Annotated in this window: 15 protein-coding genes; 8 read left to right on the top strand and 7 right to left on the bottom strand. The window is 55.4% G+C overall.

Features of this window, described 5'->3' with window-relative positions:
* Positions 1-4 precede the first annotated feature (4 nt).
* Positions 5-679, bottom strand: coding sequence for a DedA family protein (locus CDUR_RS11320; protein WP_179418285.1), 675 nt, complete (start codon positions 677-679; stop codon positions 5-7).
* A 100-nt stretch (positions 680-779) separates the two neighbouring features.
* Here CDUR_RS11320 and CDUR_RS11315 point away from each other — a divergent pair, with 100 nt between their 5' ends.
* Complete coding sequence (locus CDUR_RS11315; protein ID WP_040358948.1) at positions 780-1,232, top strand: hypothetical protein; 453 nt, start codon at positions 780-782, stop codon at positions 1,230-1,232.
* A 27-nt stretch (positions 1,233-1,259) separates the two neighbouring features.
* On the opposite strand, the gene CDUR_RS11310 is transcribed toward CDUR_RS11315, so the two are convergent.
* The 3 genes from CDUR_RS11310 to CDUR_RS11300 form a co-directional block, all read right to left on the bottom strand.
* Positions 1,260-2,717 carry an MFS transporter gene (locus CDUR_RS11310; protein ID WP_218865446.1) on the bottom strand — a complete coding sequence of 486 codons (1,458 nt, stop codon included), beginning with the start codon at positions 2,715-2,717 and terminating at the stop codon, positions 1,260-1,262.
* Between the two features lie 45 nt (positions 2,718-2,762).
* Entirely contained in the window at positions 2,763-5,831 is a 3,069-nt protein-coding gene (locus tag CDUR_RS11305) for a glycoside hydrolase family 2 TIM barrel-domain containing protein (protein WP_179418284.1), read from the bottom strand.
* A 1,367-nt stretch (positions 5,832-7,198) separates the two neighbouring features.
* Positions 7,199-8,050: a hypothetical protein gene (locus CDUR_RS11300; protein ID WP_179418283.1), complete on the bottom strand. Its 852-nt coding sequence runs from the start codon at positions 8,048-8,050 to the stop codon at positions 7,199-7,201.
* A gap of 538 nt (positions 8,051-8,588) precedes the next feature.
* Here CDUR_RS11300 and CDUR_RS11295 point away from each other — a divergent pair.
* The 3 genes from CDUR_RS11295 to CDUR_RS11285 all read left to right on the top strand — a co-directional run bounded on the left by CDUR_RS11295 (position 8,589) and on the right by CDUR_RS11285 (position 13,359).
* On the top strand, positions 8,589-9,581 hold the full coding sequence (locus CDUR_RS11295; RefSeq protein WP_179418282.1) for a trypsin-like serine peptidase: 993 nt from the start codon (positions 8,589-8,591) through the stop codon (positions 9,579-9,581).
* 68 nt (positions 9,582-9,649) lie between these two features.
* A complete protein-coding gene (locus CDUR_RS11290; protein ID WP_179418281.1) occupies positions 9,650-11,794 on the top strand; it encodes a S9 family peptidase in 2,145 nt (714 codons plus the stop codon).
* A 131-nt stretch (positions 11,795-11,925) separates the two neighbouring features.
* Positions 11,926-13,359 carry a cation:dicarboxylate symporter family transporter gene (locus tag CDUR_RS11285; RefSeq protein WP_179418280.1) on the top strand — a complete coding sequence of 478 codons (1,434 nt, stop codon included), beginning with the start codon at positions 11,926-11,928 and terminating at the stop codon, positions 13,357-13,359.
* Here the strand turns inward: CDUR_RS11285 and CDUR_RS11280 are convergent.
* Genes CDUR_RS11280 through CDUR_RS11270 form a run of 3 tightly spaced genes read right to left on the bottom strand, consistent with a single transcriptional unit; the run spans position 13,356 to position 16,239 of the window.
* On the bottom strand, positions 13,356-14,159 hold the full coding sequence (locus CDUR_RS11280) for an ABC transporter ATP-binding protein (protein ID WP_179418279.1): 804 nt from the start codon (positions 14,157-14,159) through the stop codon (positions 13,356-13,358). The two genes, CDUR_RS11285 and CDUR_RS11280, sit on opposite strands and share 4 nt — an antisense overlap.
* Positions 14,159-15,238 (bottom strand): FecCD family ABC transporter permease, encoded by a 1,080-nt coding sequence (locus tag CDUR_RS11275; protein ID WP_179418278.1) that lies wholly within the window; start codon positions 15,236-15,238, stop codon positions 14,159-14,161. Before CDUR_RS11275 ends, CDUR_RS11280 begins: the two co-directional genes overlap by 1 nt.
* Positions 15,235-16,239 (bottom strand): FecCD family ABC transporter permease, encoded by a 1,005-nt coding sequence (locus CDUR_RS11270; RefSeq protein ID WP_290207653.1) that lies wholly within the window; start codon positions 16,237-16,239, stop codon positions 15,235-15,237. The genes CDUR_RS11275 and CDUR_RS11270 overlap by 4 nt, the downstream gene beginning before the upstream one ends.
* A 78-nt stretch (positions 16,240-16,317) precedes the next feature.
* On the opposite strand from CDUR_RS11270, the gene CDUR_RS11265 reads away from it, so the two are divergent.
* The 4 genes from CDUR_RS11265 to CDUR_RS11250 all read left to right on the top strand — a co-directional run bounded on the left by CDUR_RS11265 (position 16,318) and on the right by CDUR_RS11250 (position 19,954).
* Entirely contained in the window at positions 16,318-17,202 is an 885-nt protein-coding gene (locus tag CDUR_RS11265) for an iron-siderophore ABC transporter substrate-binding protein (RefSeq protein ID WP_179419126.1), read from the top strand.
* Between the two features lie 14 nt (positions 17,203-17,216).
* Positions 17,217-17,831: a 5,6-dimethylbenzimidazole synthase gene (bluB, locus tag CDUR_RS11260; protein WP_179418277.1), complete on the top strand. Its 615-nt coding sequence runs from the start codon at positions 17,217-17,219 to the stop codon at positions 17,829-17,831.
* 114 nt (positions 17,832-17,945) lie between these two features.
* Entirely contained in the window at positions 17,946-18,650 is a 705-nt protein-coding gene (locus CDUR_RS11255; protein WP_179418276.1) for a YdcF family protein, read from the top strand.
* 29 nt (positions 18,651-18,679) lie between these two features.
* Positions 18,680-19,954 carry an AAA family ATPase gene (locus tag CDUR_RS11250; protein WP_179418275.1) on the top strand — a complete coding sequence of 425 codons (1,275 nt, stop codon included), beginning with the start codon at positions 18,680-18,682 and terminating at the stop codon, positions 19,952-19,954.
* Positions 19,955-19,962: the final 8 nt, after the last annotated feature.

Raw genomic sequence — 19,962 nt, 5'->3', positions numbered from 1 at the left:
AAGACTACTGTGCGCTGTCTTCCTTGGTAAAGATCCCCCGGATGGTCGTAGGCAGATTCTTGATCTGTGCCATGAGTGCCTGTCGGCGTTCCTGGCTGGACACGGCGTGAATGGCGATCGGGGCAACAGAGATCAGGATGATCACAATTGAGATGATTTCGATGTTGAAGCCCATCTCGTGTAGCTTCTGGCCGATGTAGTATCCGGCGTAGCTGAACGTGGCCGTCCAGAGGAAACCACCAATGAGGTTGTAGACAAAAAACGTGCGGTAATGCATGGTGCTCACACCAGCAATAATCGGGGTGAAGGTGCGCACGACCGGCACGAAACGGGCCAGCACAATGGCCTTTGATCCGTGCTTTTCAAAGAACTGCTCCGCCTGCACCAGATATTGCTGTTTGAACAGCCTGGAATTGGGGCGTTCGAACAGTTTCCGGCCCACCCGTTTGCCAAAGCTGTAGCCGACGTTGTCGCCCGCCACTGCGGCGATGAAAAGGAGCAGGGCAAAAAGGTGGATATTGATTTTGAAAATGCCCTGTTGGGTGAGGAAGCCCGACATGAACAAGAGGCTGTCGCCCGGCAAAAAGAACCCGACGAGCAGCCCGGATTCGGCAAAAATTACAGCGATCACGGCTACGATACCCAGGTGGATAATGTACTCCGTCAAGGCTTCCATCATAGTAGTTTTTCCTTTACAAAACGGGGTTGGGCAGCATCAACTGCCAGCTTTGTAGAGTGTACCCAACTTCCCTGAACGTGACACTAAAAAACTGGCAATAGTGCAGCGCCCCACGTTAGGGTGGCAGGTGTGGCACCACACGCGTGACGACGCCGCGTCAATGTTGAAGGGATCCACCATGCAGAAAGATGTTTTTTCCTGGGTGATGGTGATGCTGATTGCCGTTTCGTTGGGAGCGGCGCGATGCGCGGCGTCGATAAGCATTCGCAGCGGTGATGCTGTGCCTATGGTGGGCGGTGCTGCCTGCGTGGGTGCACTGACGGCGTTGTTGTATGTGGTCGGTCGGTTATATGGAATGCGTATGCGGGCATCGTACTTCCTGGCGGGGAGGTGGCGCATATACGTGGTGTCGTCGTTGGCACTTGGCTGTTACATGTTGCCGGGTTCTGCGGTGGAGAATTCTTCGGCACTGGAGTGGGGCGTTGATGCGGCGGTGCTGTTGGTGTGCGCGGGATTGGTGGCCATGGCCTTGAAAAGGTTATGGCGTGCGTAACACGTACGCACGCCAGCTGACAAGGCTCTAGCTTGGCTGACTGACACTTCCATCGGAAGCCATGGCATCAGCCTGTTCCTTGAAACGGGCGGTGGCTTTTTCAACGTCAAGCCTGGTGAGCAAGAGAAGGATGATCACGTTGGCCCCGAGCGTGAGCCACACGTACATGACGTAGAGCATCTGGATAGCCGAGTCTGGCTGCACCTCCATGTTGGCGTGGTAGCCGCTCATCTGGAGGAGCCAGCCGGATGCAGCGGTGCCCAGGCCACTACCGATTTTCACACCCAGCGAGGTGCAGGAGAATAGCAGTCCGTCGATGCGTTTGCCGGTGCGTAGCCATGTGTATTCCGATGCCTCTGCGATCAGGGCGTTGAGTGTGCCCTGCAACGGACTCATGCCCAGGGAAGCGATGGCGGAGAACGCCAGCATCAGCGGCACATTCTGCATGTAAGCGGCCACCAGCACTCCGAGTCGCCCGGCGACGGCAATGATGTAGCCCAGGATGTCGATGCGATACATGCCCCCGTATTTGCTCACAATGTAGGGCGTGATCATGAGTCCGATGACGAGCGGGACGTTGATGGCCCAGGCGAAGGTGCCCAGGAGGCGTTCGTCACCGAGGACGTACTTCATGAAGAAGATACCCATGTTGAGCATGGCCGTGAAGATTTGCGTGAGCAGGAAGATCACCAAAATAATCAGGTAGTACTTGTTAGAGAAGAGGATTTTGGCCGATTCCAGTAGCGGCAGCTTGTCTTCCTCAGGGCCGTTGTTTTCGCCTTCCAGCTCCTCCGGCGAGAGTTCCTTCACCGAGTACACAGACAGGGTGTTAATTGCCAGGCCGATGAGTGCGTAGACGATGGCCATGTTCCGCCAGCCTCCAGCCCCGCCGCCGAACAGCATGACACCGCCCACGGTGAAGGTTTGGATAAGCATGTTCGTGGTGAAGGCGAACATGAAGCGGATGGACCCCATCTGCACGCGCTCGTCCTTGTTGCGGGTGATCAGCGCCGTTAGCGAGGAGTAAGCGATATTGTTGGCTGTGAAGAAGACGGCGTTGAGCAGGGTGTAAGCGATGAAGAACCATGTGTACTTGGCAAAATCACCCAGGCTCGGGGGTATGGCGAAGATGGCGACGAGTAACACTGCGCACCCTACATAGGCCCACAGCATCCACGGCCGGGCCTTACCCATGCGTGTATTCGTGCGGTCCAGCAGGGTACCGAAGATCATGTCTGAGATACCGTCGAACACTTTCGACAACATCATGAGCGTGCCGACGACACCCGGGTTCAGTCCTGCCGTATCCGCCAGATAGATCATGACGAAGGCGGACAAGAGCGCGTAAACGACATTGCCGGCCACGTCGCCCGAGCCGTAGCCCACCTTGTTGTACCACTTGAGATATTTCTTCTGGCTGGCTGCCTCTAGTCCCATCCTAGCGGATGAACTGCTGGGATTGCTGGCGGCCATATCGTTGCTCATGGTTCTCACCTCGTTCTGAATACTGGTGTGATGAAAGGATTGTGATTAGAAAGTGGTGAGCAGGAGGTGGAGGTCCATTTCCAGCTCGTGGTTTTTCACTTGGTATTTGGGCCGAAGTGTTGGCCCGCAGCTGTTCGATCCGATGCCCGCCATGGCCGCGTCGAGGCACAAGACCGTGCTTCCCGACGGTGTCAGGTCCGTGTTGCGTTTTTGTGCAACAAGTTCTTCCTGCGTGTAGTGAGAGGCGTTGAAGGAGAAGGGGCTGAGTGCCAAGGCAGTGAGGCTTCGGTCGCTGTCTGAGATAGTGACCTCGTTGCAGTCGGAGTGGCTGCCGTTTTCCTGCGGCCGGATGTAATCCTGATGAAGATCAGCGACGGTGGCGTTGAAAAACCCGTGGTAGCTGGCGCGATGCTTGTCCACATAGCTTTCCTGCGGACCCATACCGCAGTAATCCACATGATTCATGGACTCAGGAAGGAACAAGCGCAGCCCGAGGCGTGGAAGGCTGGGGAATCCGAGAGTTCGCTGTAACCGCAGGTTCAGGCTGAGTACATCGCTATCGGTAATGGTCCAGGTGAGACGTCCGCGCAGCACAGGTTGGACCGTCGGCGCCACCACAGCTACCTCTGCGCTGATGATCACACGCCCAGGTTCCTCACTGACATCAACAGCGTAGGCACGGGCCGTCGCCTGATGGTAGTGAGCGCGTTCCCACTCCCGACGTATGTGGCGATCATTGTCGGTGGGGGCGCGCCAGATATTCAGCTCAGCTGGACGGTCCAGAAACTCACTGCCGCGATGCACCAGGCTCACAGGCAGTCCGGTTCGTACATCGAAGCTATAGTGCAGGTCGCGCGTATCGACGTCGATTCGGGTTGCGGTTCGGGAAACCGACAACGGTTGGTTACCTACCGGACGGTGTGCGAGTTCTACGGCCCGCTGGTGGCGGGCGTCACTGTTATGCAGTGGAACTTCATCAAAACCGAGGATATGTCCAGTGGTCAGTAGCGGCTCGGGGCGTGCAAGGCGATACGTGACTAGAAGATGACAGCGCCCGGATTCTGGAATACGTGGCTCGCAGCGCAGCGTGGTTGTTGCGTGTGGCGGCACAGGTTCATTCAGATCAAGATCTCCGTGCTCAACGATTGCACCGTCGCGCCGGACCTCATAGGAGATGCTGAGGTACTGGGACAGATCCGTGTGGTCAAGTTCATTGACGATGGTGAGCAGGCCCTTGTCCTGGTCGTATGCGACGACGCGGGCGGGGCGTTGAACATTCTTAAGTTCGGCGAGGCCGGAATGCGGGATGCGGTCCGGTGAAACCAGTCCATCAACACAGAAGTTGCCATCGTGGATCTGTTCGTCGTGGTCGCCGCCGTAGAGATAGATGGGACGGCCGTCCTCGCTGGTTCCGGCGGTTACTGCGTGATCGCACCACTCCCACACGAAACCACCGCACATACGCTTATCCGCACGGATGATCTCCCAGTAATCTTCAAGGTCACCGGGGCTATTGCCCATTGCATGGCAGTATTCCACGAGGATGAAGGGCTTATCCGGGTCGGAATCCAGGTACTTCCGAATCTCCTCAATGGCGGGGTACATGCGGCTGTACAGATCGATGCAGGAGTAGTCGTAACGACGCTTAGAATCCCGGTAGTAGGAGCTTTCGTAGTGAGTCAGTCGTGTGGGGTCGAAACTCTTGGTCCACGACAGTGCCGTCTCAAGGGTGCAACCATAGGCGCACTCATTACCGGCCGACCAGGAAATAATGCTGGGCCGATTCTTCTCCCGGTGAACACACAACTGCATGCGATCCACAGTGGCCTCGGTCCATTTGGGATTATCGGCGATAGGTTCGTTCCAATGCTCGACCTGGTTATCCCAGGATGCATCGGCAAGGAACTGGGTTTGCGTGCCGTGGCTCTCATTGTCCGCCTCGGACATGACATAGAAACCATACTCGTCGCACAGCTGGTAGAAGCGCGGATCGTTCGGGTAGTGGGAACTACGCACCGCGTTGATGTTGTGTTCCTTCATCAACCGCAGGTCACGCTGCATGTGCTCCAGATCAACCACGGGGCCAGTGACAGGGTCCGAATCGTGCCTGTTGACGCCCCGTAAGGTGAGGGGGTTGCCATTAAGACACACCTCAGTGTCTTTTACAGCAACATCGCGGATGCCCACCCGGTCAGTGATCACCTCGTCGGGCTTGACAATAGCCAGCTGGTAGAGATAAGGATCTTCGGCGTTCCACAGGTGAGGATTGGTCACGGTGAGCTGGGCGTGGTGCGTGTAGTCAGCATCGGCGTCGATAAGCTCCATAGTGCTGGTGGTCACCAGATGCCCATCGGAGTCGTAGAGTTCCACAGTGGTGGGGACGGTGCCGCCACGGTAGTTGCCTCGAATATCAACAATGGCAGTGTCCGACGTGAATGATGTTGTGGTGACATAGTCGAAAAACACGGCAGCCGGGCGGTCCACGAGGTACACGTCGCGGAAAATGCCGCTGGTACGGAACTTATCCTGATCCTCCAGGTACGTACCATCACACCACTTGAGCACCAGTACGGCCAGGCGGTTCGCGTCGGGGTGAATGAAGTCGGTGACATCGAACTCGGCGGAAGCGTGGGACACCTGGCTGTAGCCAATATACGTGCCATTGAGCCACACATAGAAGCAGGAGTCCACCCCCTCGAACGTGAGATACGTGCTGGGTGCCTGGGGGTTCGGTGTATAGTCAAAATCCCGAATGTAGGCGCCGCAAGGGTTGTCCTGGGGAACATGCGGCGGATCGAGGGGGATAGGGTAGCGCACATTGGTGTAGTGGTGGTGGTCATAACCCAGGTGCTGCCAGGTGCTGGGCACCTCGATCATGCTGAAACCGTCTGGGGCTGAGGTTGTGGGGCTGTGATCCCAGAAAGGTTCGGTGAGCTCATAGATGCTGGGGAGGTATTTAAAAGCCCATGTCCCGTTGAGCAGGTGGAAGCGGTCGGAATCCTCTCGTTTCCATGCGGTAGAAAGTGGGTGGGAGGCGGGCACATAGTAGGCGCGGGGAGGCAGCGTGTGCTCGTGAAGGACACTGAGGTCGTCGAAATGTCGAGGAACGATCATTGTTCAGGCTCCCTGAGAGTTGGCGAGAACAGGGGTCGCACGGCTGTACGACGTTATAACAATAACGTTCTTATAGTAATAGGTATTTACTTTATATTTATTATATTCTTGGCGAAATATCAATTTAGGCGCCATTTAGGGGTGTTTGGGGGTAATGTGATGGCCTCTTTGTGGTGTAAAGCTATGAAAAATGTGAGAACGGGTGTATCGGCTGGCTGTGACTAGGTTCTAGGTGCTGTGACATGCTTGGTGAAAAGCCTTCGTAATGATGGGGGATCGTTATGCGCATACGCGTTAGTGAGCATGCCTGTTGCCTCAGATGGGCAGCACTGCTAACTGACAAGTCGCATACCGTCACGCATAACAGTATGCGATCTTCTCGCGAGAAGGTGTACAATCTTTCCCTCTAGTTTTGCTTAGGTATGTACCTCTTTGAGTACCGTTGTGGAAGCGAATCTGATATGCGTGCTCCACGCTAGATTTACTGTGCAGAGCGTTTTACTTTGTGCAACAGTTGCCGTTGGTCTGGCTAACTATTAGAGTCTCGCGTTAGCATGAAGACACTGAAGATTAGCAAGTAGAATGCGAATGCCCAGGCCGCAATACTTAACCCAAGAATATCAATGAAATTAATCACAAGAAGAAACGGGGGGATAAGTGTCAGCGATGCGATTCCAATGCGCTTATTCCGAGTCATGCGAGGTTAGCTCCAATTCTTGCCGACGCAGTATCCAGCGGTCCCGCCAGTTGCCCCTGAAGCGGCGCTGAGACATGCGATGCAGCCAAGGCCTACTGTTACTGCACAAGCTTGAGACTGTCCCAATCTATTCCTTCCAGAGTGGCTTCATCTACCGTGACGTGCTGGATTAAAGTACATACCACGTTACATAGTGAAACGAACGAGGAATAGGAATAAAAAATGCTAAGTGTTAAAACATCAGTGCACAGGCTTATTGCATGTTGTAATGGGGGGATGTATCTGGGGGTGAATAATTATGGTAGTGATGTGTTTGGTTGATCAACATTGAGGGGTGATTGCTGTAGCGGTGACTGTGGCGGCAACATAGCCGGAAGTTGAGACATCGATAGCTGCGAGACCTCGAACCCGCCAAGCAAGCCGTTGGGATACAATGTTGCGGACTATAATCCGCACAACAACCCCATTTGCGAATGCGCAGCCTTCCCTTAAGCACCTGAGCGTGCTTGAGGGGCGCAACTTTCCAGAAGCTCTTGCGCTGTATTGCCCCCGGCGGGCAAGAGCCCCTATGTAGTAGAACAACGTGTGCCCACTGATGAAAAACAGTGGGCACACGTTGGGGAAACGTTGATTCCCTGAAATCTAGCGCTCGCTAGTAGCCAGGTTGAGACTACTCGGGCTTCTGGGGCTTGTGAGGCTTCTGGACATCTGGGGTGTCTGTGTCTGCGTGTCGTGGCTGGCACCATGCCCGGGTAAATTTGCCAACAGGAGCATTCACAATGATTCCCCTGTTCTGCCAATTGCTGGTGCGCACAATTTTTGCGTCAATGCGCAAGGTCTGTGAAACCTTGACAACTGTTTTGCTCTTGATGCCGGTCCATGCGCAGAAATCTGCAGCGATTTTATCAGCTGAGGCACCCTGTGATAGTGAATTGGTGTATTCTTGGGTGGCCCACTCATCTAGCCAAAATTGAATTCCCCACCATTTATATTCATATCCGCCATGCGAACCCGATGCCTTGTGCTTACCGGCTGCGGTCTCTACGGTTTGGTCATCGCTCTCGTTGTCGGTAACCTCCGTCTGGCCGCTCGCGATGTCTTCGTTGGTGTTGTTGATGATCTCCTGCACCTTCGAGACCTCTTGGGCGTTGTCAGACTTTAGGTTCTCTGGTGCGTTGAGGCGGAACTGATCTCCTTCTTGTGAAACGTACTGTGAGTACTTTTCAACCAGCTCCTGAGTTACTTCAACATCCTGCTTCGACGTGCTTTGCTGGGTTTCGCGCTGCTCACCCTGCTGCTGGGTCTGGCTTGGTGTAGTGCTTGCCGTATCGGGGGTCGCGTGTGCTGCCGAGATGGAAAGCAATGGCATTGAGGCTGCAAGCATAGCTGCGGCGATGTTCTTTTTCTTCAAGGTATATCCTCCCTGGATAATTATGATGTACCTTATGTCCCGGCCGTCGTGGTCTTCGGCCCTGGGTTGCGTTGCTGATGTTTGTTTTTCGTCGAAAAGTTCTGTTACCAAAACTCCTATCACAATGTAGGCGATATGTTATTGCCATATGGACATAGCTCGATTTTTACATTCGCGGGTTTAATGGTCAATGTTCGAACCGATTTTTTTAATCTGCCTTAATGTATGCACCCTCATGAGGGGGACGTTTTGTGCATATATGAGAATTTTTTACCTTAACTGCAACGATGTACTTCATCCTGCTATCGGTTTATGTATCACAACCCATATAAAACGACGTCCATGTATTGTCCCTGGTTATGTGTGTGGTCGCATACTTTCTGTGCTAATTTTCTGAACATGTCAAGAACTTACTCCAGAATTATGTTAGCGACGTTATGAAACTTAATGATATGTAAAGGTTTGTTTTATATAATAATTATGTTTCGAGTTGTCATGATAATTGCTACTGGGTGTTTATGCATCCCGGACTGCGGCAAAGCGAATTGTGTACGTGTCACATATGACTATCGTTAATCGATTATCATTAATCTTTTCACTTAATCAATTAACATTGCGCCTCAAGCTTTTGCGCGCAATACTGGCGGGCATGCATACGACACAAGTGACACGACAACATATCGCATCAAAGCGTCACATACGCGTCGCACGCGGCGTGGTTGCTGTGGCGCTGACCGTGACTGCAACGTGGTCGGGAGTGGGGGTGTCGATAGCCGCAACTCCCTCGAATCTGCCGATCGAGCCGGTGGGATACAACGTTGTGGACGGCAAGCTTGATACCAACAACCCCATCGCGAATGCGGAGATTCAGAAGGATCCTGGTTATTCAAGCACCCAACCGTCGGGCCAGGCCAACGCACAAAGCCCCCTCGTTCCCAAGGCGCAGAACCTGGCTGGGGCTGAGATGGGCATCAATCATCTCCAGGAAGGGGCCCTCCCGAATGTGGTGATCGGCAATGATGATCGCAAGGAAGTCTCGGACACGAAGCAGACCCCGGCGCGCTGGGTGGGTAAGTTGCACTCCACCACGCAGAGTGGTGGGTCGTCGTATTGCACGGCGTCGTTAATCTCGAAGGACACCGTAATTACTGCCGGGCATTGTGTGGCCAAGGGGCAGTCGAAGTGGACCTTTGCGGCTGGTGAAAACAAGGGCCAGCAGCCCTACGGCACGGCCGCAGCGAAGCAAATCTGGTACGACAAGAAGTACGGGGAGACCGGCCACGATTGGGCCGTGATTAAGCTGGATTCTGCGGTCGGGGAGAAGACGGGCTGGTTTGGTATGAATGTGCCGGATACGCAGAAGCTGGTGGATACGCAGGCGACGGTTATTGGTTATCCGGGGGATAAGGATAACGGTGCGCAGTGGGCGGACCGGAACAAGGTCGTGAAGGTGACGGACCGTCAGGTGGTGTACCAAACGGATACGTTTAACGGCCAATCTGGTTCCTCGGTGATGGATGATAAGTCGATGATTTTTGCTATCCACACCGGCGGTAAGACAGGGGAGAACTACGGAACGATTCTCACCGGTGAGTTGTTTAACGTGTGCGCCAACGTTGCGGCGGCATCACCCGCAACCTAAGGCCCGCAACCTAAGGCCACTGTATAAGCCTGCGGGGAAGTGCACACTGTCCGGTACCATGGTGACCCATGACTGAAACCGACCGCACTGCTCCCAAGCCTCAAGCACCAAAGGCACCAAAACACCCGACCACGCGAACGCATCATGGTCGGGTGTTCGTTGATGACTATGAGTGGCTCCGAGACAAGGGGGCTGCGGAGACCATCGCCTACCTTGAGGCCGAGAACGCCTACACCGATGAGGCGACCAAGGATCAGCAACAGCTGCAGGAGGATATTTTCCAGGAGATCAAGTCTCGGGTGAAGGAAACGGACATGTCCGTGCCGTCCCGCGATGGTGATTACTGGTATTACGGCCGTACTGAGGAGGGGAAGAGTTATTTCCTTTCGTGCAGGCTTCCGGTGCTGCCGGACCAAGATCCGTGGACCCCGCCGGTGATTCCAGAAAACTCCGCGCCTGAGGGCGAGGAAATCATTCTTGATGGCAATGTGCTGGCAGAGGGACACGAGTTTTTCTCGCTGGGTGGTTCTGGGGTGACGCAATCCGGCCGGTTCCTTGCTTATTCCACCGACACCACTGGTGACGAGCGCTACACGCTGCACATCAAGGACCTGGCTACGGGCGAGCTGCTGGAGGATACCATTGAGGGCATTTCTTCGGGGCTGACCTGGTGCGGTGAGGAGTACCTGTTTTACCAGCGTGTCGACGACGCGTGGCGCCCCGATTCCGTGTGGCGGCACAAGGTGGGTACCCCGGTCACCGACGATGTGCGCGTGTTTTATGAACCGGACGAGCGTTTCTGGGTGGGGGTTAGTTCGGATCGCATGGAAAAGTTCCTGTACATCGAATCGGGCAGCAAGCTCAGCAGCGAAATATGGGTGTTGGAGTGCGATAATCCCACCAGCGAGTTTCGGTGTTTGCGCACCCGCGAGGCGGAGGTGGAGTACGACGTTACCTACGCCGAGGTTGGCGGCGAGCCGCGCTGGTTGGTGCTGCATAATGCTCACGGTCCGAACTTTGAGCTGGGCGAATGCCCGCTGGGGCCGCTTCCCGATGACCTCGATGACCTGCGTGTTTTGGTGCCGCACCGCGATACTGTCCGCCTGAATGCCGTGGGCGCGTGGGCGCGGTATCTGGTGCTGTCGTACCGGCAGGAGGGGGCGTCGAAACTCGCGGTGATGCAGCTAGGCGAGCAGGGGTTCACCGAGTTCAAGGAACTGGAGTTTGATGAGGAGCTGTACGACGTCGGTTTCGGCACCGGCCACTATTGGGACGCTCCTTGTTTCCGTCTCAGCTACGATTCCTTTACGACGCCCGCCCGACTGTACGACTACTGGCCCGCCACAGGTGAGCTTCGGTTGCTGAAGGAACAGGAGATTCCCGGTGGCTACAACCGTGACGACTATGTGGCACACCGTCTGTGGGTGACTGCTCAGGACGGCGCGCAGGTGCCGGTGTCGGTGATTCACCGCGCTGACCTGGACATGAGCGTGCCGAACCCCACCCTGTTGTACGGTTACGGCTCCTACGAAAGCACCATCGATCCGAGCATGAGCATTCTGTGGCTGAGTCTGCTTGACCGTGGGATCATCGTGGCCGTGGCACATGTTCGCGGCGGTGGTGAAATGGGTCGGCTGTGGTACGACAACGGCAAAATGCTGACCAAGAAGAACACCTTCACCGACTTCATTGACGTGGCGGATTACCTGATCAGCAGCAACATGACCACGCCTGAACTGCTGGTGGCGCAGGGGGGTTCGGCCGGTGGTTTGCTCATGGGTGCCGTGGCCAACATGGGCGGGGACCGGTTTAAGGCCATTCACGCAGTAGTACCGTTTGTGGATCCGCTGACCTCTATTTTGATGCCGGAGCTTCCACTGACCGTGATCGAGTGGGAGGAGTGGGGCAACCCACTGGAAGATGTTGCGGTATATGACTACATGGCGTCCTACTCACCGTACGAGAACGTGGAGGCGAAGCCGTACCCCAATATTTTGGCCTCCACATCGTTGAACGATACGCGGGTGTTGTATGTGGAACCCGCTAAATGGATTGCCAAGTTGCGTGATATGGCAACATCTGGGGATTTTCTGCTGAAGACTGAGATGTCGGCCGGGCATGGCGGCGTCTCGGGACGGTACGAGAGCTGGAAGCAGGCAGCGTTTGAACATGCGTGGATTATTGACCAGCTACGAGGCGGAACCCCTGCATAAGAGTGGCTTTATTGCTGCAATGGTGCAGGGAAATTTTTTTGCTCTTTTTCTTTTGTGTAGCGCCGGTCACCTATAAGGTGTAACTATCCGCCAGGACACTTTATACATAGCTGCAAGGAATCGAGTGTGACATGTCTGACGTACGGACGAGTAGCGGTCTACGCATCGCTAAGTCAAAACAACCAAGAAAAGACAGGACCCACTGGCTTTACATCGGAGTGATCATTGCGGTTATCGCCGGCATTATCTTCGGGCTGGTGGCACCCAGCGCAGCCACCGAATTCAAGGTTGTCGGAACGATGTTCGTCAACCTGATCAAGATGATGATCTCCCCGGTGATCTTCTGCACCATCGTTTTGGGCATCGGCTCCGTCCGCGCGGCAGCATCCGTGGGTAAAGCTGGCGGCATCGCGCTAACCTATTTTATTACGATGTCCACCTTTGCCCTGGCTGTTGGCCTGGTAGTGGGGAACCTTATTGAACCCGGCACCGGTCTCAACATTGAGGCAACAAAAGATGCTGGTGCCCAGTACGCGGCTAAAGCCGATCATGGTGGCGGAACCGTCGGATTCATCCAATCCATCATCCCCGACACGCTGTTTTCTGCCCTAACGTCGGGTTCTGTGCTGCAGACGCTGTTCGTGGCGTTGCTCGTCGGGTTTGCTGTGCAATCCCTAGGGGCCAAAGGTGAACCGATCCTCCAGGGAATTGCCCACGTCCAGCGCCTGGTGTTCAAAATTTTGACGATGATCCTGTGGATCGCTCCGATTGGTGCATTCGGTGCCATTGCTGGCGTGGTGGGTGCCACTGGTTTCGAGGCTGTCAAGCAATTAGCCATTCTGATGCTGGCGTTCTACATCACCTGTGTGGTGTTTGTGTTTGGGGTGTTGGGGCTGGTGCTGCGGCTCTTTACTGGATACAACATGTTCAAGCTGGCCAAGTACCTGGCACGCGAGTACCTGCTCATCGTGGCAACATCCTCGTCCGAATCGGCTCTGCCTAACCTGATGCGCAAGATGGAGCATGTGGGTGTGGACAAATCCACCGTGGGCATCGTGGTACCCACCGGCTATTCCTTCAACCTTGACGGCACCGCCATTTACCTCACCATGGCAGCCATCTTCATTTCTGACGCCATGAACAAGCCAATGACAGTTGGGGAACAGATCGGTCTGCTTGTCTTCATGATCATCGCATCCAAAGGCGCCGCAGGTGTGTCAGGCGCTGGTATCGCCACCCTCGCCGCTGGTTTGCAGTCGCACCGCCCCGAGCTTCTCGACGGCGTAGGGGTCATCGTGGGCATCGACCGTTTCATGTCCGAAGCCCGCGCGTTGACCAACTTCTCTGGCAACGCCGTGGCCACCCTGCTGGTGGGAACCTGGACGAAAACCATTGATAAGCAACGCGTTCACGACGTGCTGGACGGGAAGATACCCTACGTGGACAGCGGCGACGACTCCCACGTAGATTTCAAAAACCCGTCAGTGGCCAACCCCGCCACCGACGAGCTGCAGCCTACCCCGCAGGTGGACTTGGATTCCTACACGAAGTCAGAAAAGTCTTAGTCAGCTTTTGCTTTGTCGGCGTTGCGGAGCGGCACAATCATCGGCCCGCCGGTGATGGGATCTTCCACAACAACGGCATGAAGGTTGAACACCTTTTCCAGTAGTTCAGCCGAGATCACCTCTGACGGCGCGCCCGATGCAATGAGCGCGCCGTCACGCATGACCACCAGGTTGTCGGAATACCGCAACGCCAAATTTAGGTCATGCAACACCATGACCACGGTGCGGTTATGGTCACGGCTCAGACCGTGCACCAGCTCCAACACCTCAATGGAGTGCGACAAATCCAGGTACGTTGTCGGCTCGTCCAGGAACAAAATATCGGTGTTCTGGGCCAACACCATGGAAATCCACACACGCTGTCTCTGGCCGCCCGATAGGGAATCAATGGTGCGATCCGCCAGATCCTCCACATGTGTGAGGCGCAGTGCCTCGTACACATGCTCTTCATCATCCGAGGACCATTGCCTAAACCACGCCTGGTGCGGGTGGCGTCCACGCGCCACCAGGTCAGACACAAGAAGCCCTTCGGGAGCAATCGGGGACTGCGGGAGCATACCCAATAGCCGTGCCAGATCACGACGTCGCATCGCATGCACATCGCGGCCATCCAGATGTACGGACCCGGCCTGCAGCGGCAACAAATGAGACATAGCACGCAGCAGCGTGGACTTGCCGCAGCCGTTCGGGCCAATGATCGTGGTCACCTTCTTGTCAGGAATGGCCACATCTAGGGAAGAAATTATGGTTTTTGTGCCGTAGCCGACCTTCAAGCCGGTGGCCTCTAAACGGGAATTCATTACACCGTACTCTTTCGGTTCGCGCGGATAAGAAGGTACACCAGGAACACACCGCCCACGGCGGAGGTAACCAGGCCGACAGGAAGCTCCACTGGCAAGATGGTGCGGGTAATCAAATCGGCCGTGGCCAGTAGCATCGCGCCACACAAGCCAGAGCCAATCAACGGCGGCGACGACGTTGCCATTAAACGCAACGCTACTTGGGGTGCCACGAACGCAATGAACCCAATCGGACCAGCCGCAGACACCGCAATGGCCGTGAGCACCACAGACAAAAGCAAGAACAAGGTTTGCGCACGGCTCACATGCACACCCAAGCCCGAGGCTGTCTGATCACCCAGCAACACCGCCTGCAGCTTGAAACTCACATACCCCACCAGCGGTATCACGCAGCAGAGAACCACAACAACAGGAAAGTTACGACCCCAGCTTGATGCGCCGAGCGAGCCGGTCAGCCACGTTTTAGCCATCGCGGCGTCGGTAATGGTGGCGCGCAACAGCAGCCAGGTGACATACGCCTGCAAAATCGCGGTAATCATAATGCCCGCAAGCACCAGCCGGAACGTATCCATGCCGCGCCGGGAACCCAAATACCAGATCACAGTGGCTGTGAGCAGGGCGCCCAACAGCGCTGATAAGGGAATGCCGATGGTGCTGAGAAACTGCACCGCGCCGCTTGCGTTTAGACCACCCAGCACAATAATGCTCACGGCGAACGCCGATGCACCCTCGGAAATGCCCAGAATATCGGGGCTGGCCAGGGGATTTCTGGTCACCGATTGTGTGAGTGCGCCGGCGATGCCCAGCGCCATACCGATCACCACGGCGCCGAGGGCGCGTTGCAAACGCCATTTCAACACCACCGTCTGTTCGATTTTGGTGCCGCCGCCTGCCAAAACCTCAAATACCTTCACAATGGTCAGCGGATAATCCCCGGCTGCGACATTGGCAGCGAACACGACCAAAACCAGCACGACCAGGGCAAGATTCACCACTGCAATGCGGGCGCGCCACACCGTGCTGAGCGGTCCAATCTCAAGCCGTGGGCGGCGAGGAATGAGTGTTTGCGTGATAATCATAGTGCCACCAACTTCCGTCGTGAGAGGAGATACAGCACAAACGGTGCGCCAACAAACGCCAGCACAATGCCCACCTGTAGTTCGCCGGGGCGGGCGATAATGCGCCCCGCGACGTCGGCAAGCAGGAGCAAGGCCACCCCAGCAAGGGCCGAATAGGGGAGCAGCCAACGGTAATCCGGGCCGGTGAACACCCGCACCACATGCGGAACCACAAGGCCAACAAACCCGATGGGCCCGGCCCCGGCCGTTGCAGCGCCCGCCAGCAAAGCAATGAGAAGCATGCCGATCAGGCGTGCGCGGTTCGTGTTGACGCCCAGGGATGACGCGACGTCGTCACCCAAGTTCAACAAGTTGAGCTGCCTGGCGGTGGCAAAAGCGGCCACCAGCCCTAGTACAACAAACGGTGCGATGCCGATGGAGATGGTGAGGTCGCGGCCCGCGATGGAACCGGCGTTCCAAAAACGCATACGATCCAAGTTGTCCTCGTTAGTGAGCACCAAAGCGCTGGTCACCGAACTCAGCACCGCCGACAGTGCCGCACCACCCAGCAACACACTCAATGGATTCATCCGACCCGAGCCGATAGAGGTAAGCGAAAAAACCAGTAAGGTTGCCAAAATAGCGCCGGTAAACGCCACCACCACAGTGCCCACAATGCTGGTAATGCCAAAGAATGTAAACCCTACCACCACCGCACATGCAGCACCCGAGCTAATGCCTAGGACACCTGGGTCCGCCAGTGGGTTACGAGTATGGCCCTGAATCAGTGTGCCCGACACCCCTAGCGCTGCGCCGACTAGCACGCCCAACGTGGTTCTGGGGATTCGCAGGTCACGAATAATCGCGGCGGTGATCTGATCCGGGTGCAGTAATGTACCCACAGACATTGACCGTGTGCCAATGGCAATGCTTGCGACAATAAGCACCGCAATCAGGCCGAAGAGTAGAAGCAATCCCAGCGCACGGCGGGTACGCTGTTTGCGAACATTTGTTGATACCACTATTGCAACTTTAGCTTAGGATAAGCTACGTTCAAATATGTGAAACGTAATATTTCTCGTAGAACTTTCTTTGGTTTTATGGCCGCAGCATCACTAAGTGCAGTGACGGCATGCAGTTCAAACAACGGAAATTCCACTTCCTCCTCATCGTCAGAATCGGCCTCTGCTGGTGCGGATTCTAAGAATCGTGTTGTTGCCCTGAATACCGGGCAGCTGGACAACCTGCTCACACTCGGTATCCTCCCCGTCGGTGTCGCCGCAGCCAAAGGCGGAGAACTCATTCCGAAGTTCATCCGAGATGCGTTCGGTACGCAGTACGACCTTGACAGCATTGCCGACTGCGGTCTGCGTCAAAGCCCCGATGTGGAGGCCATCGCAAAACTTGAGCCATCGCTCATCTGCGCCAACTCCCGCACCGACAAGGAAATCCTGAAAAAACTGGAAGACATTGCACCCGTGGTCACCGGCGAAGGGGGCGGTGAAAACTGGAAGCAAGATCTGGTCACCATCGCGGAAGCCGTGAGTAAAGGCGAGGAAGCCACGAAGCTTCTTGAGGAATATGAAGCGTCCGCCGCTGAATTTAAATCAGCCCTACCTGCAGAAGTGCCCACCGTGTCCTTCCTGCGTACCAAAGACGACGCCTTCCAAATGTTTGGCGTCAACTCCATGGCAGGAACTGTTGCCGCCGACTGTGGCCTCGCCCGCCCCGAATCCCAGCAGTTTGATAAAAAGGCTGGCGAAGACCTCTCCGCAGAAGTGCTGGACAAGGCCGATGCCGACTGGATTTTCTACGCTGTGCAGAAAGGCGCAGCTTCCCCGGTTGACTCCACACTGTGGCCCAACCTCAAGGCTGTGAAAGATAATCACACTGTGGAAGTGGACTACGAAGCGTGGTACACCAATGCTTCCTTGCTATCCGCCACCACAATCCGAGACGGACTGCGACAGCACATCCTGGGGTAGTTAATCTCGTAAGTATGGAAACATACGAAGCTATCTTCCGTCGCCGCGACGTCCGCGCCGAATACACTGGTCAACCGCTTGACGACGCCGTGCTCCACCGCATCCTCGAAGCCGGACACGCCGCGCCTTCCGTAGGCAACAGTCAACCCTGGGACTTTGTGATCGTGCGCGGTCCGGCGCGGCTGGCGGAATTTGCTGAGCATGTTGCGGGCAGGCGGGCTGCCTTCGCCAACAGTCTGCCCGCCGACCGCAAAGACGTGTTCAACCCCATCAAAATTGAAGGAATCCGGGAATCCGGGACCGGTATTGTGGTCACCTATGACCCGCAGCGGGGCGGTCCGAATATCCTAGGCCGCCAGACCATTGATGAAACAGGGTTGCTCAGTGTGGGCCTTGCCATCCAAAACATGTGGCTTGCCGCCACCGCAGAGGGGATTGGCATGGGCTGGGTGAGCTTTTATGAAGAAGATTTCCTCACCAACTTTGTGGGATGCGTCGGAGCGTGCCGACCTGTAGCATGGCTGTGCATCGGGCCGGTAACGCATCTTGAAGAAGTTCCCGATCTTGTCCGTTTTGGGTGGAACAAAGGCCGTCCGCTGGAGGAAGCGGTGCATTCTGAGCGGCTGTAGCTGCTGGTGAGTTTGGTGCAGAATAATATTTCTGTTACCTATTGTTACCTGATCGTTACTATGAGTATACTTCGTTAGGTACTACTTATCTACCGTCATACGAAAGGCGCCTGAATGAAACGGCAACTTGCAACGTCACTCTGCACCTTCGCCCTCCTGACCAGCCTGCAACCTGCAGCGCAGGCAGATGAAATCACAGACTTCCTTCGCTCCCTCATCGCCCCCATCGTGCCTGGAAACAACGAAGGCCCCGCGCCAGCAAACCCAGGTCCAGGCGACGCGCTGATTGCAGAAGTATCTGGGCAGCACTTCAGCGCCCAGGCGCCGCAGCTCGATCCTGCCGTGCAGCCGCAATGGGCAATCGTCGTATTCGGCTCCGCGTTGGACAAGGATGGTGGCGTTCCGCAAGCACTTTCCAGCCGCCTGGAAAAAGCATTGGTCGTAGCAAACACTAATCCCGGAGCCACTGTTGTTGTGGCAGGTGGCAAACCCCAAGCTGGTGTGACCGAAGCGCAAGCTATGAAGCGCTGGTTGGTGGAGCATGGCGTTGGTGAAGAACGTATCGTTACTGAAGAGCAGTCAACTGACACTGTAGGCAATGCCAAAAATGTCGCCCCGATACTGAGCAACGGCGGCAAAAACGGAGCAATCCTGATCACAGCAGGCAGCCACCTGCGGCGCGCCACCGTTGATTTCCGCATGGCAACCGGCAGTGCATACAACACCATTTCCGTCCCTGCCGAAGACAAAGACGTCACCCCACCAGTGCCCGAGTGGGAAAAAACCGCGATGGAGCGCGACCTCAAACAGTTCTCGTAGGGACGTTGACGTCCAGGTAGCATGGGCACATGGCACCTGGCGAGCAGTACCCCCATCAACCCGTAATCACTGAACTGCGGCTCACGGCATTCAAATCCTTCCGTGACGCAGTTCTTCGTTTCCAACCAACCACCATTCTTATCGGGAAAAACGGGGCGGGAAAATCCAACGTCCTTGACGGTCTAGAGGTTCTTTCGCGCTTGGCGCTGGGGGAAACGCTGCCTGATGCCCTGGATAGTAGACGACGTGAAGGCGGCCCCATTCGTGGAGGGTCGCGCGGTTGTGCACCACACGGGTCGGATTACTTTGCGTTGGGGTGCACGGTGGATTTTGATGGAGTGCTTTATTTATACGACATTGAAGTGCAAATAAAACCAACGCTAGAAGTGCGGTCAGAAATTTTTTCCATTCAGCGGGGAGAAAAACGAGATGTTCTGTACCACTCTGCCGAGCACGAGGAACGCGATCCCCGTCGACCGTACCTGACAAAATTGACCGATGTAGTCGATGATGACCTGGAACTGGCCTTAGATTTCATTGCTCCCATTTCTGCACTCCGCGATATATTTCACCTAGATCCATATCCTTCGGATATGCGGAATTATGTTGCAGAGACGGATCATAAGTTACGCAGAGGCGCAGACAATATTTCCCCAGTATTATTCGCGCTGCGTGAGCGCGATGAAAAACGTTTTGGCAAAATCCAGGACCAAGTTCAAGCGATCGCTGCTAGCAAGGTTATTGGGTTGGATTTCCTCAAAGCTGAAGGTGGCGAGGTGATGCTTGCACTTTTGGAAAAGGGATGCGGTGATCCTGGGGATATAGAGAAAACTCCTGCCTCACAGATGAGTGATGGAATGCTGCGTTATGCGGCGATAGTCACCTCACTTCTTGCTGATCGCGCTGGTCTTGATGCTGTGACGAACAGCAACAAGCTGGAAACTATAGAAGGTGTTCAGCTGGTGATAGAGGAGCTAGAAAACGGTCTGCACCCCTCGCAGGCTAAGAAGTTGCTTGAATTGGTGCGGACGAGTAACGAAACTAATGCTGTGAGAGTCTTGCTGACAACTCACAGTCCAGCGTTGTTGGATGCTGTAGAAGGAACTTTGAATTCTAGTGTCATTGTCTGTTACTACGATGAAGACGCCGGTTATAGTAAACTCATTCCGCTCATGGAAATGTCTGATTATCCGACTGTCATGGCTCAGGGGTCGCTGGGGTCTGTTGTGACTGAAGGAAAATTTTCTGCTGCACGGTCAGATGATTCAGACTACTCAGAGTTCTATGAATTTCTAGGACTCTGATGAGGATA

The organism is Corynebacterium durum, assembly GCF_030408675.1.
GTDB classification, from domain to species: Bacteria; Actinomycetota; Actinomycetes; order Mycobacteriales; family Mycobacteriaceae; genus Corynebacterium; species Corynebacterium durum.
Note: the sequence above shows the minus strand (reverse complement) of the source record. Positions and strands in the feature narration are given on the sequence as shown.

Bases quoted from the DNA above. Each gene is read 5' to 3' on its own strand.
- CDUR_RS11320 (WP_179418285.1), bottom strand. From the start codon at position 679: ATGATGGAAGCCTTGACGGAGTACATTATCCACCTGGGTATCGTAGCC.
- CDUR_RS11310 (WP_218865446.1), bottom strand. From the start codon at position 2,717: ATGAGCAACGATATGGCCGCCAGCAATCCCAGCAGTTCATCCGCTAGG.
- CDUR_RS11305 (WP_179418284.1), bottom strand. From the start codon at position 5,831: ATGATCGTTCCTCGACATTTCGACGACCTCAGTGTCCTTCACGAGCAC.
- CDUR_RS11295 (WP_179418282.1), top strand. From the start codon at position 8,589: ATGCATACGACACAAGTGACACGACAACATATCGCATCAAAGCGTCAC.
- CDUR_RS11290 (WP_179418281.1), top strand. From the start codon at position 9,650: ATGACTGAAACCGACCGCACTGCTCCCAAGCCTCAAGCACCAAAGGCA.
- CDUR_RS11285 (WP_179418280.1), top strand. From the start codon at position 11,926: ATGTCTGACGTACGGACGAGTAGCGGTCTACGCATCGCTAAGTCAAAA.
- CDUR_RS11280 (WP_179418279.1), bottom strand. From the start codon at position 14,159: ATGAATTCCCGTTTAGAGGCCACCGGCTTGAAGGTCGGCTACGGCACA.
- CDUR_RS11275 (WP_179418278.1), bottom strand. From the start codon at position 15,238: ATGATTATCACGCAAACACTCATTCCTCGCCGCCCACGGCTTGAGATT.
- CDUR_RS11265 (WP_179419126.1), top strand. From the start codon at position 16,318: ATGGCCGCAGCATCACTAAGTGCAGTGACGGCATGCAGTTCAAACAAC.
- bluB (WP_179418277.1), top strand. From the start codon at position 17,217: ATGGAAACATACGAAGCTATCTTCCGTCGCCGCGACGTCCGCGCCGAA.
- CDUR_RS11255 (WP_179418276.1), top strand. From the start codon at position 17,946: ATGAAACGGCAACTTGCAACGTCACTCTGCACCTTCGCCCTCCTGACC.
- CDUR_RS11250 (WP_179418275.1), top strand. From the start codon at position 18,680: ATGGCACCTGGCGAGCAGTACCCCCATCAACCCGTAATCACTGAACTG.